Here is a 19,212-nt window from a genome sequence, read left to right on the forward strand (position 1 = left end):
GCAACGTTATTGTATAACTTGAACACTTCTTCCAAATCAGGAGTTGTTTTAATACGGGGAAAGTCAAACACTCAAAATCCTATCAAAATATAAGGATAAGCAGATTACATATTTATAGCCCAAATGAAGTGTTTTCACAGGAATCTAAACCAACATTAATTTAGTGGACACTTTCCTATATTTACTTATGAAATCACTTTTCTGTTTATGGCTGTTTGTCAATGGTTATAAAATTGATATAACTGTAAAATAATTACTTACCGCTACAAATCAATTGAGGTTTCCATGTCTGCCAAGCATTCGCTTGATAAAAACAAAATTAACATCTTACTTCTTGAGGGGCTTCACCCTTCTGCGGAAGAGGTTCTAAGACAAGAAGGCTATACCAACATTCAGTCTTATAAGTCGTCCTTGGTAGGTGATGATCTCAAAAAAGCGATAAAAGATGCTCATTTTATTGGCATTCGTTCTCGTACTCAGTTAACCAAAGAAGTCATTAGTAAAGCGAATAAACTCGCGGCGATTGGTTGTTTTTGTATCGGTACTAATCAAGTAGATTTAGACGCAGCGGCAGAGGCAGGCATTCCTGTATTTAATGCCCCTTTTTCTAACACTCGCAGTGTGGCTGAGTTAGTGCTCGGCGAAATCATCATGTTGATGCGTGGGATCCCTGAAAAAAATGCCAAGGCTCACCGTGGACAATGGCTAAAGTCAGCGGCAGGTAGCCATGAAGTACGTGGAAAAACCTTGGGCATCGTTGGTTATGGTCACATTGGTACTCAGTTAGGCATTCTGGCTGAAACCCTTGGCATGCAGGTCATATTCTATGATATTGAAAAAAAGCTGCCTTTGGGAAATGCCAAACAAGTAGCAACGCTGAATAAGTTATTAGCTCAGTCAGACATTGTGAGCTTGCATGTGCCACAAACCAACACCACTAAAAACATGATTGGCTCTGCTCAACTTGAAAAAATGAAAGCAGGCAGCCACCTGATCAATGCTTCACGTGGCACAGTGGTAGATATTGAGGCGTTAGCTTTAGCTGTAAGTGCAGGTCATATTGCTGGTGCCGCTGTCGATGTATTTCCTGTTGAGCCTAAGTCTAATCAAGATGAATTTAACAGCCCACTTCGTGGCTTAGACAACGTCATATTGACCCCTCACGTAGGTGGCAGCACTGCAGAGGCACAAGCCAATATTGGTATTGAGGTTGCCGGTAAATTAGCTAAATACTCTGATAATGGTTCAACCCTCAGTGCGGTCAACTTCCCTGAGGTATCACTTTCATCTCATGAGGGTCGCTCTCGCTTACTGCATATTCACCAAAACAAACCTGGGGTTTTGATTCAAATTAACCAAGCCTTTTCAGAAAAAGGCATCAACATTTCTGCACAACACCTACAAACTAAAGGTGATATTGGTTATGTCGTTATGGAGGTCGAATCAAACCAAGCGGAATCGGCACTTGCAGAATTAAATACGATCAAAGAAACCATTCGAGTACGAGTATTGTTTTAAAGAGCTTGAGATAACGATTGAGAGCTACAGCTTTCAATCGTTATCAAAGAACATATTCTTTCAATTTATAAATTATTGCTCTAATAACTAACATTCTTGCTTTGCTTTTTGTAGCTCAATCGTGATTACTGTACTTTGCTCTAAAAGGTTTTATGAGGCAAAGATGTCGTCTGCTTTGCAATGTGTGTGCATTAACCCTATTTACACTCGTGGTAATACTCCTGACTCTTATAATGTTCAAGACATATCAGCGGAAGAACTGAGTGGACTCCAAAGCGGTATCAAAAAGGTAATGATACGCCTGCCTAATACCGATGATAGGTACGAAGAATATGAAGTTAAATTATCTGCTTATAGAAAGGCATTCTCTACTGACAATGTTAATTGTACGTTTCATTCTAGCAGTGACAGCCAAACCACACTTAAAGGCAACCAAACACTGACCGAACCACTGTTGACAAAAATAAGTAAACGAGCAAACAATAAGATAAATCATAATGCTCGACTTAGAGCAGCTCTATTGAAGCGGTGCACATCTTGGAAAGTTATTGCCCCTGAAGAACAACAAAGATCCATTCCTGCGCCGATAAATGCAGGAGGCACAAGCATACAATACTTAGGTGAGACGACACCTTTACTTATACAGACCGAGGGATATCCCCCCAACAAACTCAAGGTTGCTTTCGTCAATTAATTAAGAAGCTTTGTAAATGTTTTAATTAGCTCTAACTCACTCAAGTGAGAATATCTCTATTGTGCGATATTAGCGATAAAACTAAATCATACAATTGAGATATTTTTAATCTAATAAAAGTGTTTTTGTTCGTTGTCATTAGTTCCTAAATCATGATTAATTAGAACCAGTTACCTTAAATTTTCGGGGGAGTAATGGCAGTATCTCAATCATGTACTGTTATTCATCCCACCTATAAAACAAATAAAGATGGCGATTACTGCGCCACAAAGATATCGGTGGCTGATCTGCGTAATCTTGAAAACGAAACAAAAACGGTAGAAATTACGCAACCAGATTGCACATTTAAGCAATTCAATGTCGCACTTACTCTCGCATCTCAAGGGCGTAGAAATAAAAAAATTATCTGCCAATTTTTTGAAATTCGAAGTGAAGCAGAGGCACCATCACTCGCCTCATCTACTCGACAGTCAGAGTTGTTAATTAGTTCTTTAAATAAACAAGCGACTATTACCATCAATAGCAACACTCAACTGAAAAGTAGGCTGGTCAATCAATTAAAGAAGAAATCACAACGCACTAATTCATCGAATAGGACTCCAGTTCAGCTCAGTGCTGCACGTCCACAAATAAATAGCATAGAATCACCATCTTCTGTTATCTCTTCCGAAGTACTTGAACAGAATAAAGTAACGAAGAAGGCGCAGTCAAAGCCGAAGTCATCGGGTAGAAGCTACACTTCTAATACTTCGAGTTCCTCTAAATCATCATGGTTCAGCTGGGGTTGGTTTAGCCAATATTTCCTGAAACGCATAGTGTATGCGGCAGGTGCAGCATTTGGCGTTTTAGTCTTTTCGAGTTCGCAAGAACCGATGGGGTATTTTTGTAAAAAGAGCGATAAGTTCTAACTGACTCATTGAAATATAATTAACAGTTCGATTTAACTCATAGTACTTGGGACTTGGCAGTATATGAGATATTATAGCCGCCAAATTTCAGGTACTTTTATATTCAACGAGGTGTCCCATTTTTCGCAGGATCAGTCAGTTTTGTAAGCAGCTATTTGAGCAACCAACAGCCACACAAGACCAAGTGGTAAACAATGACAATGGTTTAGACTTACAAGTCATCCCAAGAAAATCTCATAATATTTCCCGCAGGCAGATCAGCGAAAATGCGCTGAAAGTGCTATATCGTCTGCACAAATCGGGGTTTGATGCCTATTTAGTTGGTGGTGGAGTACGTGACATACTTTTAGGCTTAGAGCCAAAAGATTTTGATGTTGTCACCAATGCTAAACCTGAAGAAATCCGCAAGCTGTTCCGAAACTGTCGCCTTGTCGGTCGTCGCTTTCGCCTTGCCCATATTGTTTTTGGGCGCGATGTCATTGAAGTAGCAACACTTCGTGGTCACCATAAACAAACGAATGACAAAATTTCGAAATCAAACGCTGAAGGTCGACTACTCAGAGATAACGTTTATGGCACGATTGATGAAGATGCTGAGCGTCGTGACTTTACAGTAAATGCACTTTATTACGACATTAGTGATTTTTCTATTCACAGTTATGGTGGTGGAATTCAAGATATCGAGCAAGGTGCAATCAGAATGATTGGCGATCCTGAAACTCGATACCGAGAAGATCCAGTTCGTATGATCCGAGCCGTGCGTTTCGCCACAAAATTGGACATGAAAATCGCGCCAGAAACGGCAGCACCGATAAAAACGTTAGCGCCACTACTGGGCGACATTCCGGCGGCTCGTATGTTTGAAGAAGTTTCTAAATTGTTCTTCAACGGTAAAGCCGTACAAAATTATCATTTATTATACGATTTCGGCTTATTCCAACCTCTATTTCCACAAGTCGTTCGTGGAATGGATGACGAGTCGGATCCTACGCTCAGAAAGATGGTGGAATTGATTTTCAGAAATACTGACCGCCGTATCGAGCAAGGAAAAACTGTCACTCCAGCCTATTTTTATGCCGCAATACTTTGGTATCCATTGCAGCAAAAAGCGCTTGATATCATGACTGAAGGTGGCTTATCCCATTATGATGCCTTTGTTGCTGCCATGGGAGATGTGATGGAGCAACAATGTCGCAGTATTGGAATACCACGCCGCTTCAGCACAGTTTCAAAAGAAATTTGGCAGCTGCAATTAAGACTAGAAAAAAACCAAGGCACTCGTGCATTTAAATTAATAGAGCATCCAAAATTCCGCGCAGCTTACGATTTATTATTGATGCGTGGAGAAGTGGAATCAGGCAAAGTTAACCAACTAGCCAAGTGGTGGCGCTCATTTGTAGACGCGTCAGACGAAGAGCGTACTGATATTGCTCGCCAAGCGAATAAAGCCAACAATCGTAATCGAAATGGCTCTAAACGACGCCGTCGTGCTCCTCGCAAACCTAGAAATGAACAACAGAATGGCTAAAGCTTATATCGCCTTAGGCGCTAATTTAGAACAACCCAAGGCGCAACTCGATGCCGCCTGCGTAGCACTAGAAGCATTAGCTGAAACCGGAAGTTTTCAAATCTCTCCCTATTATGCTTCAGTGCCTATGGGAGAGTTTAAACAGCCTGATTATATCAATGCCGTTGCTAGCATTGAAACTCAACACTCTCCCCTTGAGCTACTAGATGCATTACAAGCTATTGAGCAACAACAAGGTCGAGTCAGGCTCCAACATTGGGGACCTAGAACCCTAGATCTTGATCTTTTGTTGTACGATAACCTTGTTATGACCTCTGAACGTTTAACCATCCCCCATTACGGTATGAAACAACGCTCTTTTGTACTTGTTCCCTTGTTTAATCTCTCACCAGAGCTCATTTTGCCTTGTGAAACCCCCCTTAAGAGCCTGATTTCTGCTAAGTTACGATCTGAATTGCAAGAGCTAGATTCAGATCATTGACAAGTGCTTACAAAATCTTCAGGATTCAAATCTGCGTTCCATTAACACTTTTTACCTTAAGTAGAATCTATGGCTAAAGTTACCACTTCAAGCTTGCTTAACCTCAAGCAAGATAGAACAAAATTTACAGCGCTAACCGCTTATGACGCTAGTTTTGCTGGTGCATTTGACGAAGAAGGCATTGATGTATTATTAGTCGGTGATTCTCTTGGAATGGTGATCCAAGGTGGCAAAGATACCTGTGCGGTTACCATGGAAGAAGTTGCCTACCATACTCGCTGTGTAGCGAATGTTGTTAAACGTGCACTGGTCATCGCTGATATGCCGTTCATGAGTTACGCCACACCAGAGCAAACCATGGAAAGTGCAGCTCAGCTAATGCGAGCTGGCGCTAGCATGGTCAAATTAGAAGGCGGACATTGGCTCCTAGAAACCATCACCATGCTTACGGAGCGTGGTGTGCCAGTTTGTGCTCATTTAGGTTTAACCCCGCAGTCTGTGCATGTATTTGGTGGTTTTAAAATTCAAGGGCGAGGTGATGAAAACGCTCAACGCATTCTTGAGGAAGCCAAAGCCATTGAGCAAGCAGGCGCCCAACTCTTAGTGCTTGAATGTATTCCGGCTCAGTTGGCACAAACAATCTCTGAAACCTTAACCATTCCAGTAATTGGCATTGGGGCTGGTAAAGATACCGATGGTCAGATCTTAGTAATGCACGACATTTTGGGGATCTCCAGCGGTTATATTCCAAAGTTCTCAAAAAACTACCTTGCTCAAACGGGTGATATTCGCCTTGCCGTCAAAGCCTTTATTCAAGAAGTCGCTGACGGAGTATTCCCTGCCGAAGAACACACGTTTAATTAAGTGATTAATGAGTAATGAAAGTAACAGCAGAATTAGCCGAACTACGTAACCAAATAAAAGCGTGGAAAGCCAAAGGTGAAACCGTCGCTTTTGTTCCAACAATGGGAAACTTACATCAGGGTCATCTTTCTTTAGTGACAACGGCACTAAAGCACGCTGATCATGTTGTCGCTTCAATCTACGTAAACCCATTACAGTTTGCAGCACATGAAGACCTAGACAGCTACCCTAAAACTTTAAACGCTGACTTAGAAGCACTCAAGGAAGTAGGAACAGCTCTGGTATTCACGCCAACAACAGATTTGATTTACCCCAAAGGGCCTGAAAACAGTACTAAAGTGATTGTACCTGAAGACGTAATCGGCAACTGTGGTGAAAGTGAAAGCCGCCCTCACTTCTTTATTGGTGTTGCTACTGTAGTGCTAAAGCTATTCAACATGGTGCAGCCAGATGTTGCCGTTTTTGGTCAAAAAGACTATCAACAACTAGCAATTATTAAGAACATGGTTAAAGATTTGGATCTTCCGATTCACATCATTGGGGTTGATACCTATCGCGAAAGCAATGGTCTTGCTATGAGTTCTCGCAATAATTACCTCACAACCAAACAAAGAGAAACGGCTGCGGCAATCAAACAAACCTTAGATTGGTTTATTAAAGAAGTGCAAGGCGGCGTTATTATTGATACTGCAATAGAACATGCTAAAGCATCTCTTATCGCGGAGGGTTTAACGCCTGACTACTTGATAGTTCGTCATGCTGACACTTTGCAAGAAGTCACTCCTGAAGATAAATCATTAGTAGTATTAGCGGCGGCTTGGCTAGGTAAGGCCAGATTAATCGATAATGAATGTTTCCAGAGAAAGAGATTCGCGTAAATATATAAATGGCACGCCTAAAACGGCGTGTCATTTATATTATATTCTATCGATTAGCTTTGGCTCTCAAACTTTTTCCAATCGATTTGAATCGCAGCGTTTACTAGGTCCATTCTTGCACTAACCACTCCATCTAACTCGCGTAATTCAAGTTTAGAAACGGTTTTAATCACTTTGGTGTTATGCTGACAATGATAATCTAACTGATGTTTCAGGTTATCTAAATCAGTGATTGCATTCATGGTGTTGGGGATGGATTGAATGAAGTTATCGTCCGATGTTTCAATGGCATTGTTCAATAAATCAAGATGGTGAAACAGCGAGATTAATCGGCTTTCAGTATCTTTTATAAATTGTTCGATACGAAATATATGGCCTTGAACAGCAAGTTGATTTGTAGTGATTTTTTTACCGTCTGCTTGACGTTGCTGCTGACGGGATAAAAGCTTTTGAATATTTGAAGGTTTAATTGATCCGACGCTCATCATACTTCCTTGTACTTCATTTTGCGGATAACAAAATTTGAGTATAGTCAAAAAATCAACATTTTCTGTAATCTGTCAATTTTTTGTATTATGCTTGAACTAGTTAAAGCAGCATTAGGGCAAATGATTGCTCTAAATAAAGGATAAACATGAAAGGAATCACTCCCAATGGCTAGGTTTGTCGTCACTCTGCTTATGCTGTTACTTTGTCCCTTAGCCCACACTAATAGCTTCTTAAAATGTACGCTTGGTGAGAAAGTCGTTTACACTCAAACAACCTGCCCTAATGGCTATAAGCGCCAACAAATCAACTATCAATCTGGCATTATCAACGAAATAGACTTAGACAAAGAGTCAAGCAAAGAAGATCCTTTAAAAGTACTATTAAAAAAAGGCACTGTCAGTCGAGGTAAACTATTAAAACTCATTCGTAGTGAGATCATTCGTCTTAAGCGAGAAATCAGTTTTAATAAGGTCGTAAAAAATGGTGAGTTACAAGAAATAGAGCGTAATCGCTACTGGCAAGATATTCCTGCGAATAACCCCAAATACTTAGAAAAAATAAAACAGATCCACCAGCACTTTGACTCTCTAAATGCCATAAATCAAGCCAAAATTAAAGCGCTGTCTAAACATTATTTACAGATTGATGAGGATGCTAAGGGTTAGAAACAAAATCAGCTAACCTAGCCTGTAGTTTTTCTGCTGCCATAACACTTCCCTTTGCTTTCAATAGCTCAGCAACACATTCTGCCGTACATAATCCATTGGGCTTTTGATTACGCCTTAATTGGTATATTGACGTACTTGATGGTTCAATTTTCACTTTAGGCAACTCTTTAAGGTAAGAGCTTTTATTGTAAATTTTGCGTGCTTCCTGCCAAGTACCATCTAATACAATATAACTATCAAAATCATCACTTGCTGAAGCAGGTGCACTTTACATCTGTCGGATACAGCAATGCTACCTTGCCTTTTTCTATTGCAGTCAATATATCAGGGGATGGATTAGTTCTTTCCCAAATGATTACTTTTGCACTTTCCTCTAATACATCTGTCACCAATACACCCGTATTGGTCTTTTTTGATAACTCCCGTTGATGAGTTAACAGAATGATGTTCATAAATGTCCGTTTTACAATTGGTCGTTCACTCTAATGATATTACAATCAAAATCTTATCTGCCAGAAATACCTAATACTGTTAAATGGTTAATTCTCATCAAGACAAGCTAAAAAAACTTGCGATCTTCTTTGGTGCTTCACGAACTGGATTTGAGAAAAACAATATAGCTGTTTCTCCATAATTTTTGGGTTCAGGAATGCCTTTTGTGTCTTCAATATAATGATAAAACGGCGTAAAAAATAGCGGAATAGTCATTGAAATGCCTCCAATAACAGGGTTCGTAATAGAGCCGACCACAACGCCATATGCAAGCAAATTCAAAGCTAACTCTTTCCTGTTACAGTCAATCTTCTGCCTTTGAGCATCGTTTAGTGCGTCATCATCTGTAATATATGGAGATAGTGGTGAATATGGTGATACAGCCATAAATATTATGCTATTAGTTAAGCCAAGGTAATGCATTGTTTCAGAATGTTGCTTAACCCTCACTGAATTTTATTATGTTAACAAAATTAAAGCTCTGAACTCGTCAAGGTTTGTAAACAATTTTTACAACGATATGACGCTTGATTTCGAGCCACCTTATTATGTCGTCGAATGGTCAATTTCACTACACCACAATTACACCGATAATCCACCGTTTGTTGAGGTCGATACACAACATCAAAGCTATGTGTGGTCTTTGGCTGTTGTTGATACAACCCCAACATCAAGCTTTGCCATTCTTTACCATGAGGTTTTACTCGCCCATAGAGATGATGACACAGCAAATGGCAGACTTCATGGGGAACAACTTCATTGATAAATGCTGCGCCATTATCTTGCAACATCTGTTGGTTAAAGCGGAGTTTATTGAGATGAAGATGTGCCATTCCAGCACTGCGGCCTCTGAGTTTAAAACTGATCTCAGGGCGAGGAAATGAGCGCTGCAACTCTTGTTCAGCCTGTTGGTAACACAACTCAACTTGATGCAGCGTTTGCTCTAATAAAGCTTTTAAAGAGGTGCTATTCAAGCTCTTCCCACTCAATCCCCATTTCATCCATCATTTTTTTAGCTTCAGCAGGAATACTGTCTGGCTGACTTTTTGCTAAATCTTCGTCTGATGGTAGCGGTTGGCCTGTATAAGCATGTAAGAATGCTTCACAAAGCAATTCGCTATTGGTAGCGTGACGTAAATTGCCAACCTGACGACGAGTGCGCTCATCGGTCAACACTTTTAACACTTTTAGTGGAATCGATACGGTAACCTTTTTGACCTGCTCACTCTTCTTTCCATGTTCTGCATATGGACTAATATAGTCTCCGTTCCACTTGGCCATTTTTCCACCTATTTAACTAAATAATTAAAGAAGGATTTTATACCCTTACTATTGGTAGTCAATTATAACGCGATATTGGCTCTGAAAAAATCATAATTATTTTCAATTAGTAACCAAAGTTTGTCTTAACACATTTTTTCTCATTTCATTACTGTTATCATTTGAGTTTCTGGTATTTTACACATCGCAATTACTATAAAAACCAAACATTTACATAAGGCTCAAATAAAAATGAATCCTTTAAACATCAATAAACTTGAGCTGATCTTAACGCTTTCTCGCTATCTGGGATGGGGATTTCGCCTTATTCTCAGTTACGGATTAAGTGACTGGTTTGGGCTCACTCATCAGTCTTCAATTCTAATTTACTTGTTCGCAATTGAACTCGGGTATTTACTGTTCAGCCACAAAAAAATTAATCAGCTTAAAGAGTTTAGATCACAACATTTTTATCTTTTACTGATGGACAATAGTTTTTGGTTAGCTTGGCTTTATCTCACAGGGGGAGCCTCCAATGCTTTCATTTCATTTTTATTGGTTCCTATTGCCATTTCTAGCATCACCATGTCGCCTAGAAAATCTTGGTTATTCAGCGGGATGAACTGCATCGCTTATAGCGTTATGCTGTATTTTGACCCTCACATGAAACATATGGCACAAATGGGCATGAGTTCTCATTATATCGGCATGTGGCTTAATTTTATTTTATCGATAATAGTGCTTAATACTGGGTTGGTGTTGTTTACCGCAAAATTAAAACAAAGAGATTCTCAAGTCAGTGCTTTACGTGAATCACAACTCAAACAAGAACAGCTGGTTGCCCTAGGCGCATCATCGGCTCAAATGGCACATCAACTCGCCACACCATTATGTTCAATGCGATTATGGCTGGATGAGCTACAACAATCCCCTTCCAAAGAAGCTTTTGAAGAACTAAGCAGAAACCTGTCTCGTTGTGAGTCCAGCCTACAAGAATTACGACTGGCTACTGATGCCATTCGTGATGGTAAAAAGCGTGAAATAAAACTCAGTGAACTATTGCTTGATACTAAAAAGAAAGCACAGTTGCTACTGCCTCAATGTTTAATTGATTGGGACATAACAGAAAAAAGCTCACAAATACTCCATGTTGATCATGGTATTTTACCTGCGCTTATCACTCTAATTGATAATGCTGGTAAAGCATCTAAAGCCGCGACATCAGAATCAAAAATAGAAATATCAACACAACAAAATCAACAAGGTAAATGCAAAATTTTAATTCGCGACTTTGGTAATGGCATTGATGAAAGCTTACGTCCCTACTTAGGCAAACAATTCATTCCAAGTGAAAAAGGACTTGGAGTAGCATTGATGTTGACCCATGCAAGTTTAGAGCGAAATCTGGGCTCATTAAGCTTAACTCAACACCCAGAACAAGGCTGTATTGCTACGATAACCTTACCTACAATAACGAATACTGAAGATTCAAACTATGAATAAATTACTTATTATTGAAGACGACGCCAGCTTAGCTTTAATTTTACAAAGACGGTTAAGTAATCATGGTTTTGAAGTAGAATCCTGTCACAACAGAACTCAAGCATTATTGTTGGCAAGACAACACCAGCCGAGTCATATTTTACTGGATATGAAACTAGAAGAAGAAAACGGCTTAAATTTAATACAGCCACTAAGAGCCATATTACCCAAAGCCAAAATCGTATTACTAACCGGCTTTGCCAGTATCGCTACCGCTGTTGAAGCCATTCGCTTAGGGGCGGACAACTATCTCACCAAACCTGCTGACACCCAAACCTTATTACTGGCCTTAAACGAGCAGAAAGTTGAAGTTAACCAACTTGTAGACGAAGACGAAGTGATGACCCCTAAGCGTTTGGAATGGGAGCACATTCAGCAAGTACTTAATGCTAATGACGGCAACGTTTCAGCGACGGCAAGACAATTGGGGATGCATCGACGCACTCTGCAAAGAAAATTGGCTAAAAAACCGGTTTGACAAAGCAGCCAATGGCCCTGAATTCATATTCTATTAAGTATTAGTTCGTTATCATAGTGATAGCGAATTTTAGCTATCAAATAAAACCAATAGGGACTGAACTTTCAATACATCAAGACGAAACAATAGCAATTTAAGGGGGATGTTAAGCATGATAACTGGCGATTATCCTATAAAATACTCGTTACTAGATCGCGCTTTTACCAGTGGCAGTGAAACAACGCTGACCGAATTTGTATTGAATATTTCTCATAAAAACAGCGAACATAATTCTACCTGCTATCAGATATCCATATCTAGACCTTCAGATGACATTTATTTTTCATTTCACCACCATTTCCCTTACGACATAGTCACCTGTAAAGTAAATGATCCACTTTTTAACTGCGGCGTTGAAGTATCACTTTCTGATCTACCACGCCCCGAAAGAAGTGTTTGCGCTTACTTCAGCGACTATGAATATTCTGAGCTAGAAAGCATACCTTTGAATACTCTTAGGACTTATTACGGATTAATGCCAAAAGAAGTTTTCAAAACAAAGGACTTATCTGTAGCTTCTGACGATAATCACAATCATTCATGGTGTGTTCCCGGTCAGAACGTGATTCAACACTTTACACTTTTGAAAGAGTGGTATTAACCTCTAAAAGCTATACAACACTGACGCCCAAATTTGACGGCCATAGCCGGGTAAACGCTCACCAATAGCAATATCACTGCCCATTACACGGTTATAACCGGCTAAATGATCTTGGTACTCTTTATCAAATACATTGCTTACTCCAGCTTTTAGCAACCACTTTTCAGTTTCGTAAGCGGTTAACAGATTTATTAAGCCATAACCTGATGTGGCTTGCTCACTTTGAATACTTGATACTTTATCCTGACTCGCTGCACCACGCCATATCACCTGAGTGCGCCAGTTATGCTGCTGATAACTTAACGATACAGAGCCTGATAATGGTGCTAAACGGTATAAATTATCATCAATATCCGTTCGCTTTCCACGAGTGTAACTGCCAATCATGTTGAGCTGCCAATTGTCATTAATTTGATATTGAGCTTCAACATCAAAACCGTACAGTTCAGCATAGGTATTGGCAAATTGTAATGGGTTCTTGTCCCCCATCATCATCGCCACCATTTTGACTTGCGGATCCGTAACCGCTACCCCTTGTACATAATTGTCAATTTGTTGCCAAAACACTCTAGGTGCAACGTTAAAACCATTAGCGTTTAGATCTAATCCAAATTCAAATTGATGAGCCGTTTCTAGTTTCAAATCTGTTTGTCCAATATAAGTACGTCCGTCAGCCAGCCCACCTGTCGCTTGCATTGGTACCCATAAATAGCGTTGTTGATAACTTGGATTTGATTGTTTACGTGCAGCGCTCACTCGCCAGCTTATTTCATCATTCGCTTGATATAACCACTGCGCCACAAGGTCAACACCAACTTCATTCTGATTACGTTTAGATTGATTGAATTTATCACGTAAGGCTTTAATGTTCGGGTTCAGCATCGCCATAGAATGAGCAACATCACCAGCATCATTTCGGTATTGCTTTACACGTCCCCCTAGTTGCCAATGATGCTTTCCTACTTTTTGATTCCATTCACCAAAAGCGCTTAAGGTTTGCTCTTCGACATCATTAAAATTATGAACTCGCATCATGACATTATTAGGATTAGTGATCATTGAATCTTGAACACTCTGCTGATAGTCCAAGCCGAATTGCCACTGCTCTAAGATAAATGAAATATTGGCATCAATCCCCGTGCTATCGGCACGGTTATAACGAGCCATCATCGGACTTTTTACTGGGCGAAGCAGATTATTAGCCATTCCATGACGCGCATTTTGCCAGCCAATATGCCACTCAATTTGCCCCCAATCCAGTTCAGAGAGTCCAGAAAGTTTGTAGCGATCCGTATCGATAAAATCTATGTCCATCGGTAGCGCAGGCGTTGCTGAGTCACCTGTATTCACACCAGCATAACTAAGCATTAGTTGATGGTCTGGCGTAACTTCAATTAAGTATTTAGCACCAATTTGAGATTTATCATAAACACCAGGTAATATTCGACGACCTGCACCATCTTTAACGACTTTATTACCCTTTGCTTGTTCAATATGCAGCAGTAAAGCCTGCTGTCCCCAGCTTACATTACCTAATGCGCCTAAATAGGATTGCTGACCATTTCCCGTGTACTGTCCTAACGTGTGTAACCATTGTCCACCAACTTCAGGATTAACGGTATTTACGGTTAAGCTGCCACCAAGTGTATCCACTCCGCTACTCACTGGCGCGATACCACGAACCATTTCAATGGATTCTGTCAGTAACACACTAGCATAGCTCATTGGCGCATCCATGCTATTTGGCCCGGCACCCGCTAAGGTCAGTCCATCAACTTTAGTCGCAATGTGATCGCCATAAAGGCCACGATATTGCGCAATTTTACTGATAGGGCCGTTGCCATTAACATTGGCTCCTGGAAGTGATGTTAACAAATCCGCTAAATCACTACTGGGGATCGAATACTCTGGAGAGGTAACTAAATCTTCAATAGGTTGTTGCTTATAAACATGACCACGCACCTCAATGACTTCGTAAACAGAAGAAGATTCCGCCCAAGCGGAATGAAATAGAAGGTAGATTGATGCTAGAGCAAGACTCAAAGAATTTAGTCGCATATTAATAATCCATTATTTGTTTATGACTAAATTTTGATTAAAACCATAAATGTTATCAATCAATTAACAACAAACTGCGACACTATGACGCACTAATTATTGTTTAACGCAATGCCGCTTTTCGCTCTTGAATTAAAGTAAGGAGTGTTTTTTCCTGATATATAAACGCCTGAATCATAGAATAAATACTGCTATTTTTCGGCTCACTTAAGCATTGTGTTAACTTTTCATAAAATGCTGAAGAAAAGTTATATTTATGAAGTGAGTTAAACAAAACTTGTTTATCAACAAGTGCTAAAACTTCTTTAAGTTGCTCATCATTTTGTTCGAGAATATATAAAATAAAAAAGTCGTTTCCTTTAGCCTCTAAAGAACCCAAACCTTCCTCTATCCATTGAGTTAAAACAGAAGCCTGATACTGTCGAGGCATTTTCATCAATAGTTGAATAGGAACCTTCTTTTGCGTCGATTTCTTAACGTCAACAAATTCACAAACCTGATTCAAAACTGCTTGTTTTTTATCCGTATCTAATGAATTAAATAAACGGAGTCGTGACGTGAGCGGTATGAAATTATCAAGTAAAATATGCCGATGGGCATCGGCTGATAACTTTATAAATACGCTTGGATACTGGTCTAATACAACTGGCTCCCCTCCAATCAAGAGTGGCACATCATTTTGTAGAGAGCCAGTTAATATTTTTATGGCTTGCTTTGCAGTTGCGCAAAGTAAAAGCGCAGACAACCAATAATTACTTCTATCTGTTTTCAACCAACTAACAACAACGTCATGGTTCACATACACAAAAAATGCATGCTTTTGACTAGGCTCTAACTGTTTTAACGCATTCAAAAAATCAGGTACATTAAAACCACTCATATCAGCAAAAACATCTTTTATTCTTTCACTTTGATTTGAGTTTAATATCACCGCTAAGCACTCTGACCTTGGTTGTGACTTTATTTTATTCGCTACTAGCTTTGCTGGAAGCGTTAGCAATAAGCGCTGGTAAAGTTTAGGGTTAAATTCAAAGAATGATTCTTGAAATGGATTTATCTCATCACATTGCACTATCCTTCCTACTTGATTATTTGGAAGCGCTGTCATTAATTCGTACAATTGTGTCACCGACAATTTTTGAGCCATTGCTTGCAAGTTTTTATCATTAAGGCTTCTACAAAACACAACGCAAGACTCGGACTTTTTATACAATAATATATGCTTTATCATCGAAGTCAGTATTTCAGAGTCAAAACCATTAATATTAACTTTATACGTATCTGATAAAACTAATTCGACTAACTCAGCTTCAGGCAGTCCATTAAAAAACCATAGTGATTTCGTAGTTGGGTGAGCTAACAAAGCTGTTTTAATTTTCACCTTTTCAGATTCGGGTAACTGTAAATATAGGGTATAAGCAACAGTAGGGGGAATAAGCTCAAAGATAGTTTGCTGTTTTTGCGTACTAACTTGCTGAAGAAGTTGTATAGAATATTCTTCAGATACCTCTTGAATCACTTTGGCTTGAGCCTCAACGGAAACCTCTTGAAATAAGTTGTTACCGAGTTCAGGCTTACTAGCAAAATAATTATCAATTAATGTTGATGTGGTTGGGGCATTAGCGATAAATAGTCCTAGCATTGTCCTTTTGTCCTCTGGATCAGTTTGCTTTTCAAGAAATGCCACTAATCCATTTGGTGACACGACCTGAGCAACGATAACCACAACGTCCAAATATTTTAAGCAAGTTGCATATCGCTCAAGAAACTCAGGGTGATTACAAATCGTAGCTCGAAATTCATGTGTTTTAATCCTTTCCTCTCTTAGTTGTAATAAAAATGTTTCCTTAGGTAGAAAAAACATTAGCCTTGGTAATTCTTCTTGGCTAATTTTATCCAGAGCATAACCAAGCACGGATTTATCTAAATTCAATAAAATAACTTTCTCTAGAGCTAAATCACTTTGAGCAGAACATTCTTGCAATAATCTAGCAATGTGCACACTAGAAATGCCTTTTGTGTTTATTAAGTAGATAGCAGTATTGCCTTCAAGTCTACTAAGCAACTGATACAGTAGAGCACTCGGTACATGCCTTACAATTTGCGCCTTAATCTCTATTGCTTCTGAAGGAAACTCTGGCTCCAAATCAATGCAGGCCAATATTAAACTTTCAAGCATTGTAATAGTGCACCGAGCCATGAGCAGCAGGCCTTTTAGCTCAGCTTGCCCCAATGCCGAACTTGTAGACCTAAATAACTTAATGAACAAATAGAGCTGACTTGATAGTTCATCAAATTTTAATTGGAACAAGGCATCTAAAACGTAAGTAAGCCTTTGTTGCTCACAACTTACTTGTAGCTCATTTATTTCTGTACAACTTTTTGAGTCGGCTATGACCCTATCTAATAAACAATCTAGCCATTGTCTTTTTGCAATAGGATCTTCGCTTTCATTTGCAAATTCCAACATTTTTGAGAGCAAAAAGCTGGCTTTAAAAAAGCTACGATGCTTCCCAGATTTCTCCATCAAGGCATTAACTTGCTTCAGCGATAATTGCGAACACGCTTTTTCGAAAGATAAAGTAAAAGCATCCGAGTAGTCTTCTACACAAGTCTCCATAAACTCTTTTGATTTTACTATCGATGCTAATTGACAAGAAAACACCTCAGGTACGTCAGTTGCTGACGAGACATGAAAGGCTAAAATTCGAACAAATCGTTGTTGCTCACAAAACGTAGACATTAACCTAATGACGTCTCGGCTATCCCAGGTTGTGTCACTCAAGTCTATGCTTCTAGCAACGTATCTTTCCGGAACATATTTTGAACAATAAGTAGCTGCAATCACGCAAGGTAATAAGTCTCTAGCCCTTGAATACCTAATAGGCTGAGAAAAAAAGCGGCAGTATCGAGACCTTGTTATATCAATAGTTAGTTTATCCTCTGCGGTTAAGCTGACTTCGTACTCAGCGCTCCTCCAAAAAGGGAACGAAATGTAAAAAACCTGGGAACCCTCATTTAATTGCTCAAGCCTTGGTTCAAATTCTTTCCACGTTTTTAAGCAAGATTCTTGGACTTCCATTCCATCAATGTGGTTCTGTATATAAAACATAAGCTCTAATAACCGTCATTTTTTATTCATTTAAAATCTGATAATTTGGCAATACAAATGAATCTTTATTAACCTCCAGTGCTATACAGATTATTAGAAGCCATACTTTAAGAGGGCTGAATTAAACTTTAGTTGTTGAGTGAATTTCGTGCGGTTAAACCAAGTTTAAAGAAAACCCACAGGAAACCACTTGCCATTCATCCATCTGTGGGTATAATTCGATTCCACTGTGAAGGTAAAGCCCTTAGTAGAAAAAATGCCAGAGTGATGGAATTGGTAGACATGACGGATTCAAAACTTGTAGTGTCTTCGATATTTTTTTGACTAAGCTCTTGTATTTAATAATTTATCTGTAAAAGATTAACAGTCAAAAGCCTTGCAAAGATTTGCAAAGTTTGTAAAAATCCAAAAGATATGCCCGAGTGGTGGAATTGGTAGACACGTTGGATTCAAAATCCAATTTCTTCGGAAGTGACGGTTCAAGTCCGTCCTCGGGTACCATATTTTTTAGATCACTAAGCCGACGAAAGTCGGTTTTTTTATGTCTAAGGAAGCTTAGCCAGCCTTAATTTCCTCAATAGCTGACCAAGCATTTTTGCTAAAAAATATCCAGTCTTTCATAAATTTTACTAATCAACGCATGCTGCCTTGTCTGTAGCTCATCCATTCCCCAACTATCGAACTCAAAGAGTTGTTGGGTAATAACAAAAGAGCTGACAACATTATCTTTATTCTTATATGCTTCAATTTTCTCTTTGAAAGAGTAATTTTTAGCTTGAACGTTTTTGCGTAAAGATAATAGCGTCAAGTTGGCAAGGGAATGAGTCCACTCATCTATTTCTTCATCACTGAATACTTCTTTCCATTCTTCTATCGGATTTTGAGGAAGAATATGCTCAAGGTGTAACTTGTTATTAATTGGTATAAATGTAGTTGAATCACCATCAGAGCTAAAGTATTCAATTAATAGAAGAACAGCCCGATCCCACTTTCTTCCATAAACATAACTTCCGTAAATTTCTTCTTTGAATGTTTTGGTGGTGGCATATCTTTTCAAATTCACTTGAAGCTCAGCATTGATCTCCTCAATAGAGGCATTTGATTTGATCAGCTTGAGCAAGTTAAATGATGTTTGTTTGATTCTGGCAACAGTGGCACCAGCTATCCAATTTTGATAATAATAAGCAACTAGGCTATGTTTCAATTCTTCTAGATGATCATACTTCAAGAACACTGCTGTAGATAAAATACTAGTCCAATAGATTTTATGCTTTAAGTACCTTAAGCAATTGGTGTTTTTATCATAGCTATTTAATGTTGCGATATATGCTTTTGAAAAGTCACCAATTTCCTTGATAATGCTTAAAGATGATTTATTTTCTTTAGCAAAAATACTTAATAATTCTTTATCAAGCCTGTGCTTAGGGTTAGCAGAAATTTTAAAATATAGGTACGTTGTTAACATTCCATCAAGGCATAGGTATCTACACAATGTGATCACTTTCTAAGCAATTAAACTTTTTCATGGAACTGTTTGAAAAAGTGGCGATCAGATCTGCAAATTCCCTTCAACTGACGATAAAAATGGATTTGTTTGCACAA

20 protein-coding genes and 1 tRNA gene are annotated in these 19,212 nt (G+C 39.0%); 12 read left to right on the top strand and 9 right to left on the bottom strand.

The features are described from left to right. The first annotated feature begins 285 nt into the window (after positions 1-285). The 7 genes from serA to panC all read left to right on the top strand — a co-directional run bounded on the left by serA (position 286) and on the right by panC (position 6,871). Positions 286-1,518: a phosphoglycerate dehydrogenase gene (gene serA / locus D5018_RS08140; protein WP_121838511.1), complete on the top strand. Its 1,233-nt coding sequence runs from the start codon at positions 286-288 to the stop codon at positions 1,516-1,518. Positions 1,519-1,681: 163 nt separating this feature from the next. Next, a complete protein-coding gene (locus D5018_RS08145; protein ID WP_121838512.1) occupies positions 1,682-2,212 on the top strand; it encodes a hypothetical protein in 531 nt (176 codons plus the stop codon). A gap of 194 nt (positions 2,213-2,406) precedes the next feature. Then, a complete protein-coding gene (locus D5018_RS08150; protein WP_121838513.1) occupies positions 2,407-3,120 on the top strand; it encodes a hypothetical protein in 714 nt (237 codons plus the stop codon). A gap of 70 nt (positions 3,121-3,190) precedes the next feature. Further along, complete coding sequence (gene pcnB / locus D5018_RS08155; protein ID WP_165905022.1) at positions 3,191-4,648, top strand: polynucleotide adenylyltransferase PcnB; 1,458 nt, start codon at positions 3,191-3,193, stop codon at positions 4,646-4,648. Continuing rightward, positions 4,641-5,129 (top strand): 2-amino-4-hydroxy-6-hydroxymethyldihydropteridine diphosphokinase, encoded by a 489-nt coding sequence (gene folK, locus D5018_RS08160; RefSeq protein WP_121838515.1) that lies wholly within the window; start codon positions 4,641-4,643, stop codon positions 5,127-5,129. The genes pcnB and folK overlap by 8 nt, the downstream gene beginning before the upstream one ends. Before the next feature lie 69 nt (positions 5,130-5,198). Further along, entirely contained in the window at positions 5,199-5,993 is a 795-nt protein-coding gene (panB, locus tag D5018_RS08165) for a 3-methyl-2-oxobutanoate hydroxymethyltransferase (protein ID WP_121838516.1), read from the top strand. Positions 5,994-6,007: 14 nt separating this feature from the next. Continuing rightward, complete coding sequence (panC, locus tag D5018_RS08170; protein ID WP_121838517.1) at positions 6,008-6,871, top strand: pantoate--beta-alanine ligase; 864 nt, start codon at positions 6,008-6,010, stop codon at positions 6,869-6,871. A 53-nt stretch (positions 6,872-6,924) separates the two neighbouring features. Here panC and D5018_RS08175 read toward each other — a convergent pair whose 3' ends face one another. After that, positions 6,925-7,359 (bottom strand): hypothetical protein, encoded by a 435-nt coding sequence (locus D5018_RS08175; protein ID WP_133309255.1) that lies wholly within the window; start codon positions 7,357-7,359, stop codon positions 6,925-6,927. Between the two features lie 165 nt (positions 7,360-7,524). Between D5018_RS08175 and D5018_RS08180 the strand changes: the two genes are divergently transcribed. Continuing rightward, positions 7,525-8,025, top strand: coding sequence for a DUF4124 domain-containing protein (locus D5018_RS08180; protein WP_121838519.1), 501 nt, complete (start codon positions 7,525-7,527; stop codon positions 8,023-8,025). Here the strand turns inward: D5018_RS08180 and D5018_RS08185 are convergent. From D5018_RS08185 to metJ, 5 genes are all read right to left on the bottom strand, one after another. Further along, a complete protein-coding gene (locus D5018_RS08185; protein ID WP_121838520.1) occupies positions 8,015-8,257 on the bottom strand; it encodes a DTW domain-containing protein in 243 nt (80 codons plus the stop codon). The genes D5018_RS08180 and D5018_RS08185 overlap by 11 nt on opposite strands. 16 nt (positions 8,258-8,273) lie before the next feature. Further along, on the bottom strand, positions 8,274-8,498 hold the full coding sequence (locus D5018_RS08190) for a DTW domain-containing protein (RefSeq protein WP_341538260.1): 225 nt from the start codon (positions 8,496-8,498) through the stop codon (positions 8,274-8,276). Between the two features lie 79 nt (positions 8,499-8,577). After that, complete coding sequence (locus D5018_RS08195) at positions 8,578-8,907, bottom strand: hypothetical protein (RefSeq protein WP_121838522.1); 330 nt, start codon at positions 8,905-8,907, stop codon at positions 8,578-8,580. Between the two features lie 86 nt (positions 8,908-8,993). Continuing rightward, positions 8,994-9,494, bottom strand: a complete 501-nt coding sequence (locus D5018_RS08200; protein ID WP_243637402.1) for a SprT family zinc-dependent metalloprotease — start codon at positions 9,492-9,494, stop codon at positions 8,994-8,996. Beyond that, positions 9,487-9,801, bottom strand: coding sequence for a met regulon transcriptional regulator MetJ (metJ, locus tag D5018_RS08205; protein WP_121838524.1), 315 nt, complete (start codon positions 9,799-9,801; stop codon positions 9,487-9,489). The genes D5018_RS08200 and metJ overlap by 8 nt, the downstream gene beginning before the upstream one ends. A gap of 231 nt (positions 9,802-10,032) precedes the next feature. Between metJ and D5018_RS08210 the strand changes: the two genes are divergently transcribed. The 3 genes from D5018_RS08210 to D5018_RS08220 all read left to right on the top strand — a co-directional run bounded on the left by D5018_RS08210 (position 10,033) and on the right by D5018_RS08220 (position 12,440). Further along, positions 10,033-11,283 (top strand): sensor histidine kinase, encoded by a 1,251-nt coding sequence (locus D5018_RS08210; RefSeq protein ID WP_121838525.1) that lies wholly within the window; start codon positions 10,033-10,035, stop codon positions 11,281-11,283. Beyond that, positions 11,276-11,800 carry a response regulator transcription factor gene (locus D5018_RS08215; protein WP_121838526.1) on the top strand — a complete coding sequence of 175 codons (525 nt, stop codon included), beginning with the start codon at positions 11,276-11,278 and terminating at the stop codon, positions 11,798-11,800. Before D5018_RS08210 ends, D5018_RS08215 begins: the two co-directional genes overlap by 8 nt. Before the next feature lie 151 nt (positions 11,801-11,951). Then, positions 11,952-12,440, top strand: coding sequence for a hypothetical protein (locus D5018_RS08220; RefSeq protein WP_121838527.1), 489 nt, complete (start codon positions 11,952-11,954; stop codon positions 12,438-12,440). A gap of 3 nt (positions 12,441-12,443) precedes the next feature. On the opposite strand, the gene D5018_RS08225 is transcribed toward D5018_RS08220, so the two are convergent. Further along, positions 12,444-14,498, bottom strand: coding sequence for a TonB-dependent receptor plug domain-containing protein (locus tag D5018_RS08225; protein WP_121838528.1), 2,055 nt, complete (start codon positions 14,496-14,498; stop codon positions 12,444-12,446). A gap of 103 nt (positions 14,499-14,601) precedes the next feature. Beyond that, entirely contained in the window at positions 14,602-17,283 is a 2,682-nt protein-coding gene (locus D5018_RS08230; protein WP_133309256.1) for a hypothetical protein, read from the bottom strand. Between the two features lie 743 nt (positions 17,284-18,026). Between D5018_RS08230 and D5018_RS08235 the strand changes: the two genes are divergently transcribed. After that, positions 18,027-18,111: transfer RNA gene (locus tag D5018_RS08235), tRNA-Leu, on the top strand. 97 nt (positions 18,112-18,208) lie between these two features. Here D5018_RS08235 and D5018_RS08240 read toward each other — a convergent pair. Continuing rightward, on the bottom strand, positions 18,209-19,075 hold the full coding sequence (locus D5018_RS08240; protein ID WP_121838530.1) for an HNH endonuclease family protein: 867 nt from the start codon (positions 19,073-19,075) through the stop codon (positions 18,209-18,211). Positions 19,076-19,212: the final 137 nt, after the last annotated feature.

The sequence above is a fragment of the Parashewanella curva genome (assembly GCF_003675895.1).
In the GTDB taxonomy this organism is placed as follows: domain Bacteria; phylum Pseudomonadota; class Gammaproteobacteria; order Enterobacterales; family Shewanellaceae; genus Parashewanella; species Parashewanella curva.

Bases quoted from the DNA above. Each gene is read 5' to 3' on its own strand.
- serA (WP_121838511.1), top strand. From the start codon at position 286: ATGTCTGCCAAGCATTCGCTTGATAAAAACAAAATTAACATCTTACTT.
- D5018_RS08145 (WP_121838512.1), top strand. From the start codon at position 1,682: ATGTCGTCTGCTTTGCAATGTGTGTGCATTAACCCTATTTACACTCGT.
- D5018_RS08150 (WP_121838513.1), top strand. From the start codon at position 2,407: ATGGCAGTATCTCAATCATGTACTGTTATTCATCCCACCTATAAAACA.
- folK (WP_121838515.1), top strand. From the start codon at position 4,641: ATGGCTAAAGCTTATATCGCCTTAGGCGCTAATTTAGAACAACCCAAG.
- panB (WP_121838516.1), top strand. From the start codon at position 5,199: ATGGCTAAAGTTACCACTTCAAGCTTGCTTAACCTCAAGCAAGATAGA.
- panC (WP_121838517.1), top strand. From the start codon at position 6,008: ATGAAAGTAACAGCAGAATTAGCCGAACTACGTAACCAAATAAAAGCG.
- D5018_RS08175 (WP_133309255.1), bottom strand. From the start codon at position 7,359: ATGATGAGCGTCGGATCAATTAAACCTTCAAATATTCAAAAGCTTTTA.
- D5018_RS08180 (WP_121838519.1), top strand. From the start codon at position 7,525: ATGGCTAGGTTTGTCGTCACTCTGCTTATGCTGTTACTTTGTCCCTTA.
- D5018_RS08195 (WP_121838522.1), bottom strand. From the start codon at position 8,907: ATGGCTGTATCACCATATTCACCACTATCTCCATATATTACAGATGAT.
- metJ (WP_121838524.1), bottom strand. From the start codon at position 9,801: ATGGCCAAGTGGAACGGAGACTATATTAGTCCATATGCAGAACATGGA.
- D5018_RS08210 (WP_121838525.1), top strand. From the start codon at position 10,033: ATGAATCCTTTAAACATCAATAAACTTGAGCTGATCTTAACGCTTTCT.
- D5018_RS08215 (WP_121838526.1), top strand. From the start codon at position 11,276: ATGAATAAATTACTTATTATTGAAGACGACGCCAGCTTAGCTTTAATT.
- D5018_RS08220 (WP_121838527.1), top strand. From the start codon at position 11,952: ATGATAACTGGCGATTATCCTATAAAATACTCGTTACTAGATCGCGCT.
- D5018_RS08225 (WP_121838528.1), bottom strand. From the start codon at position 14,498: ATGCGACTAAATTCTTTGAGTCTTGCTCTAGCATCAATCTACCTTCTA.
- D5018_RS08240 (WP_121838530.1), bottom strand. From the start codon at position 19,075: ATGTTAACAACGTACCTATATTTTAAAATTTCTGCTAACCCTAAGCAC.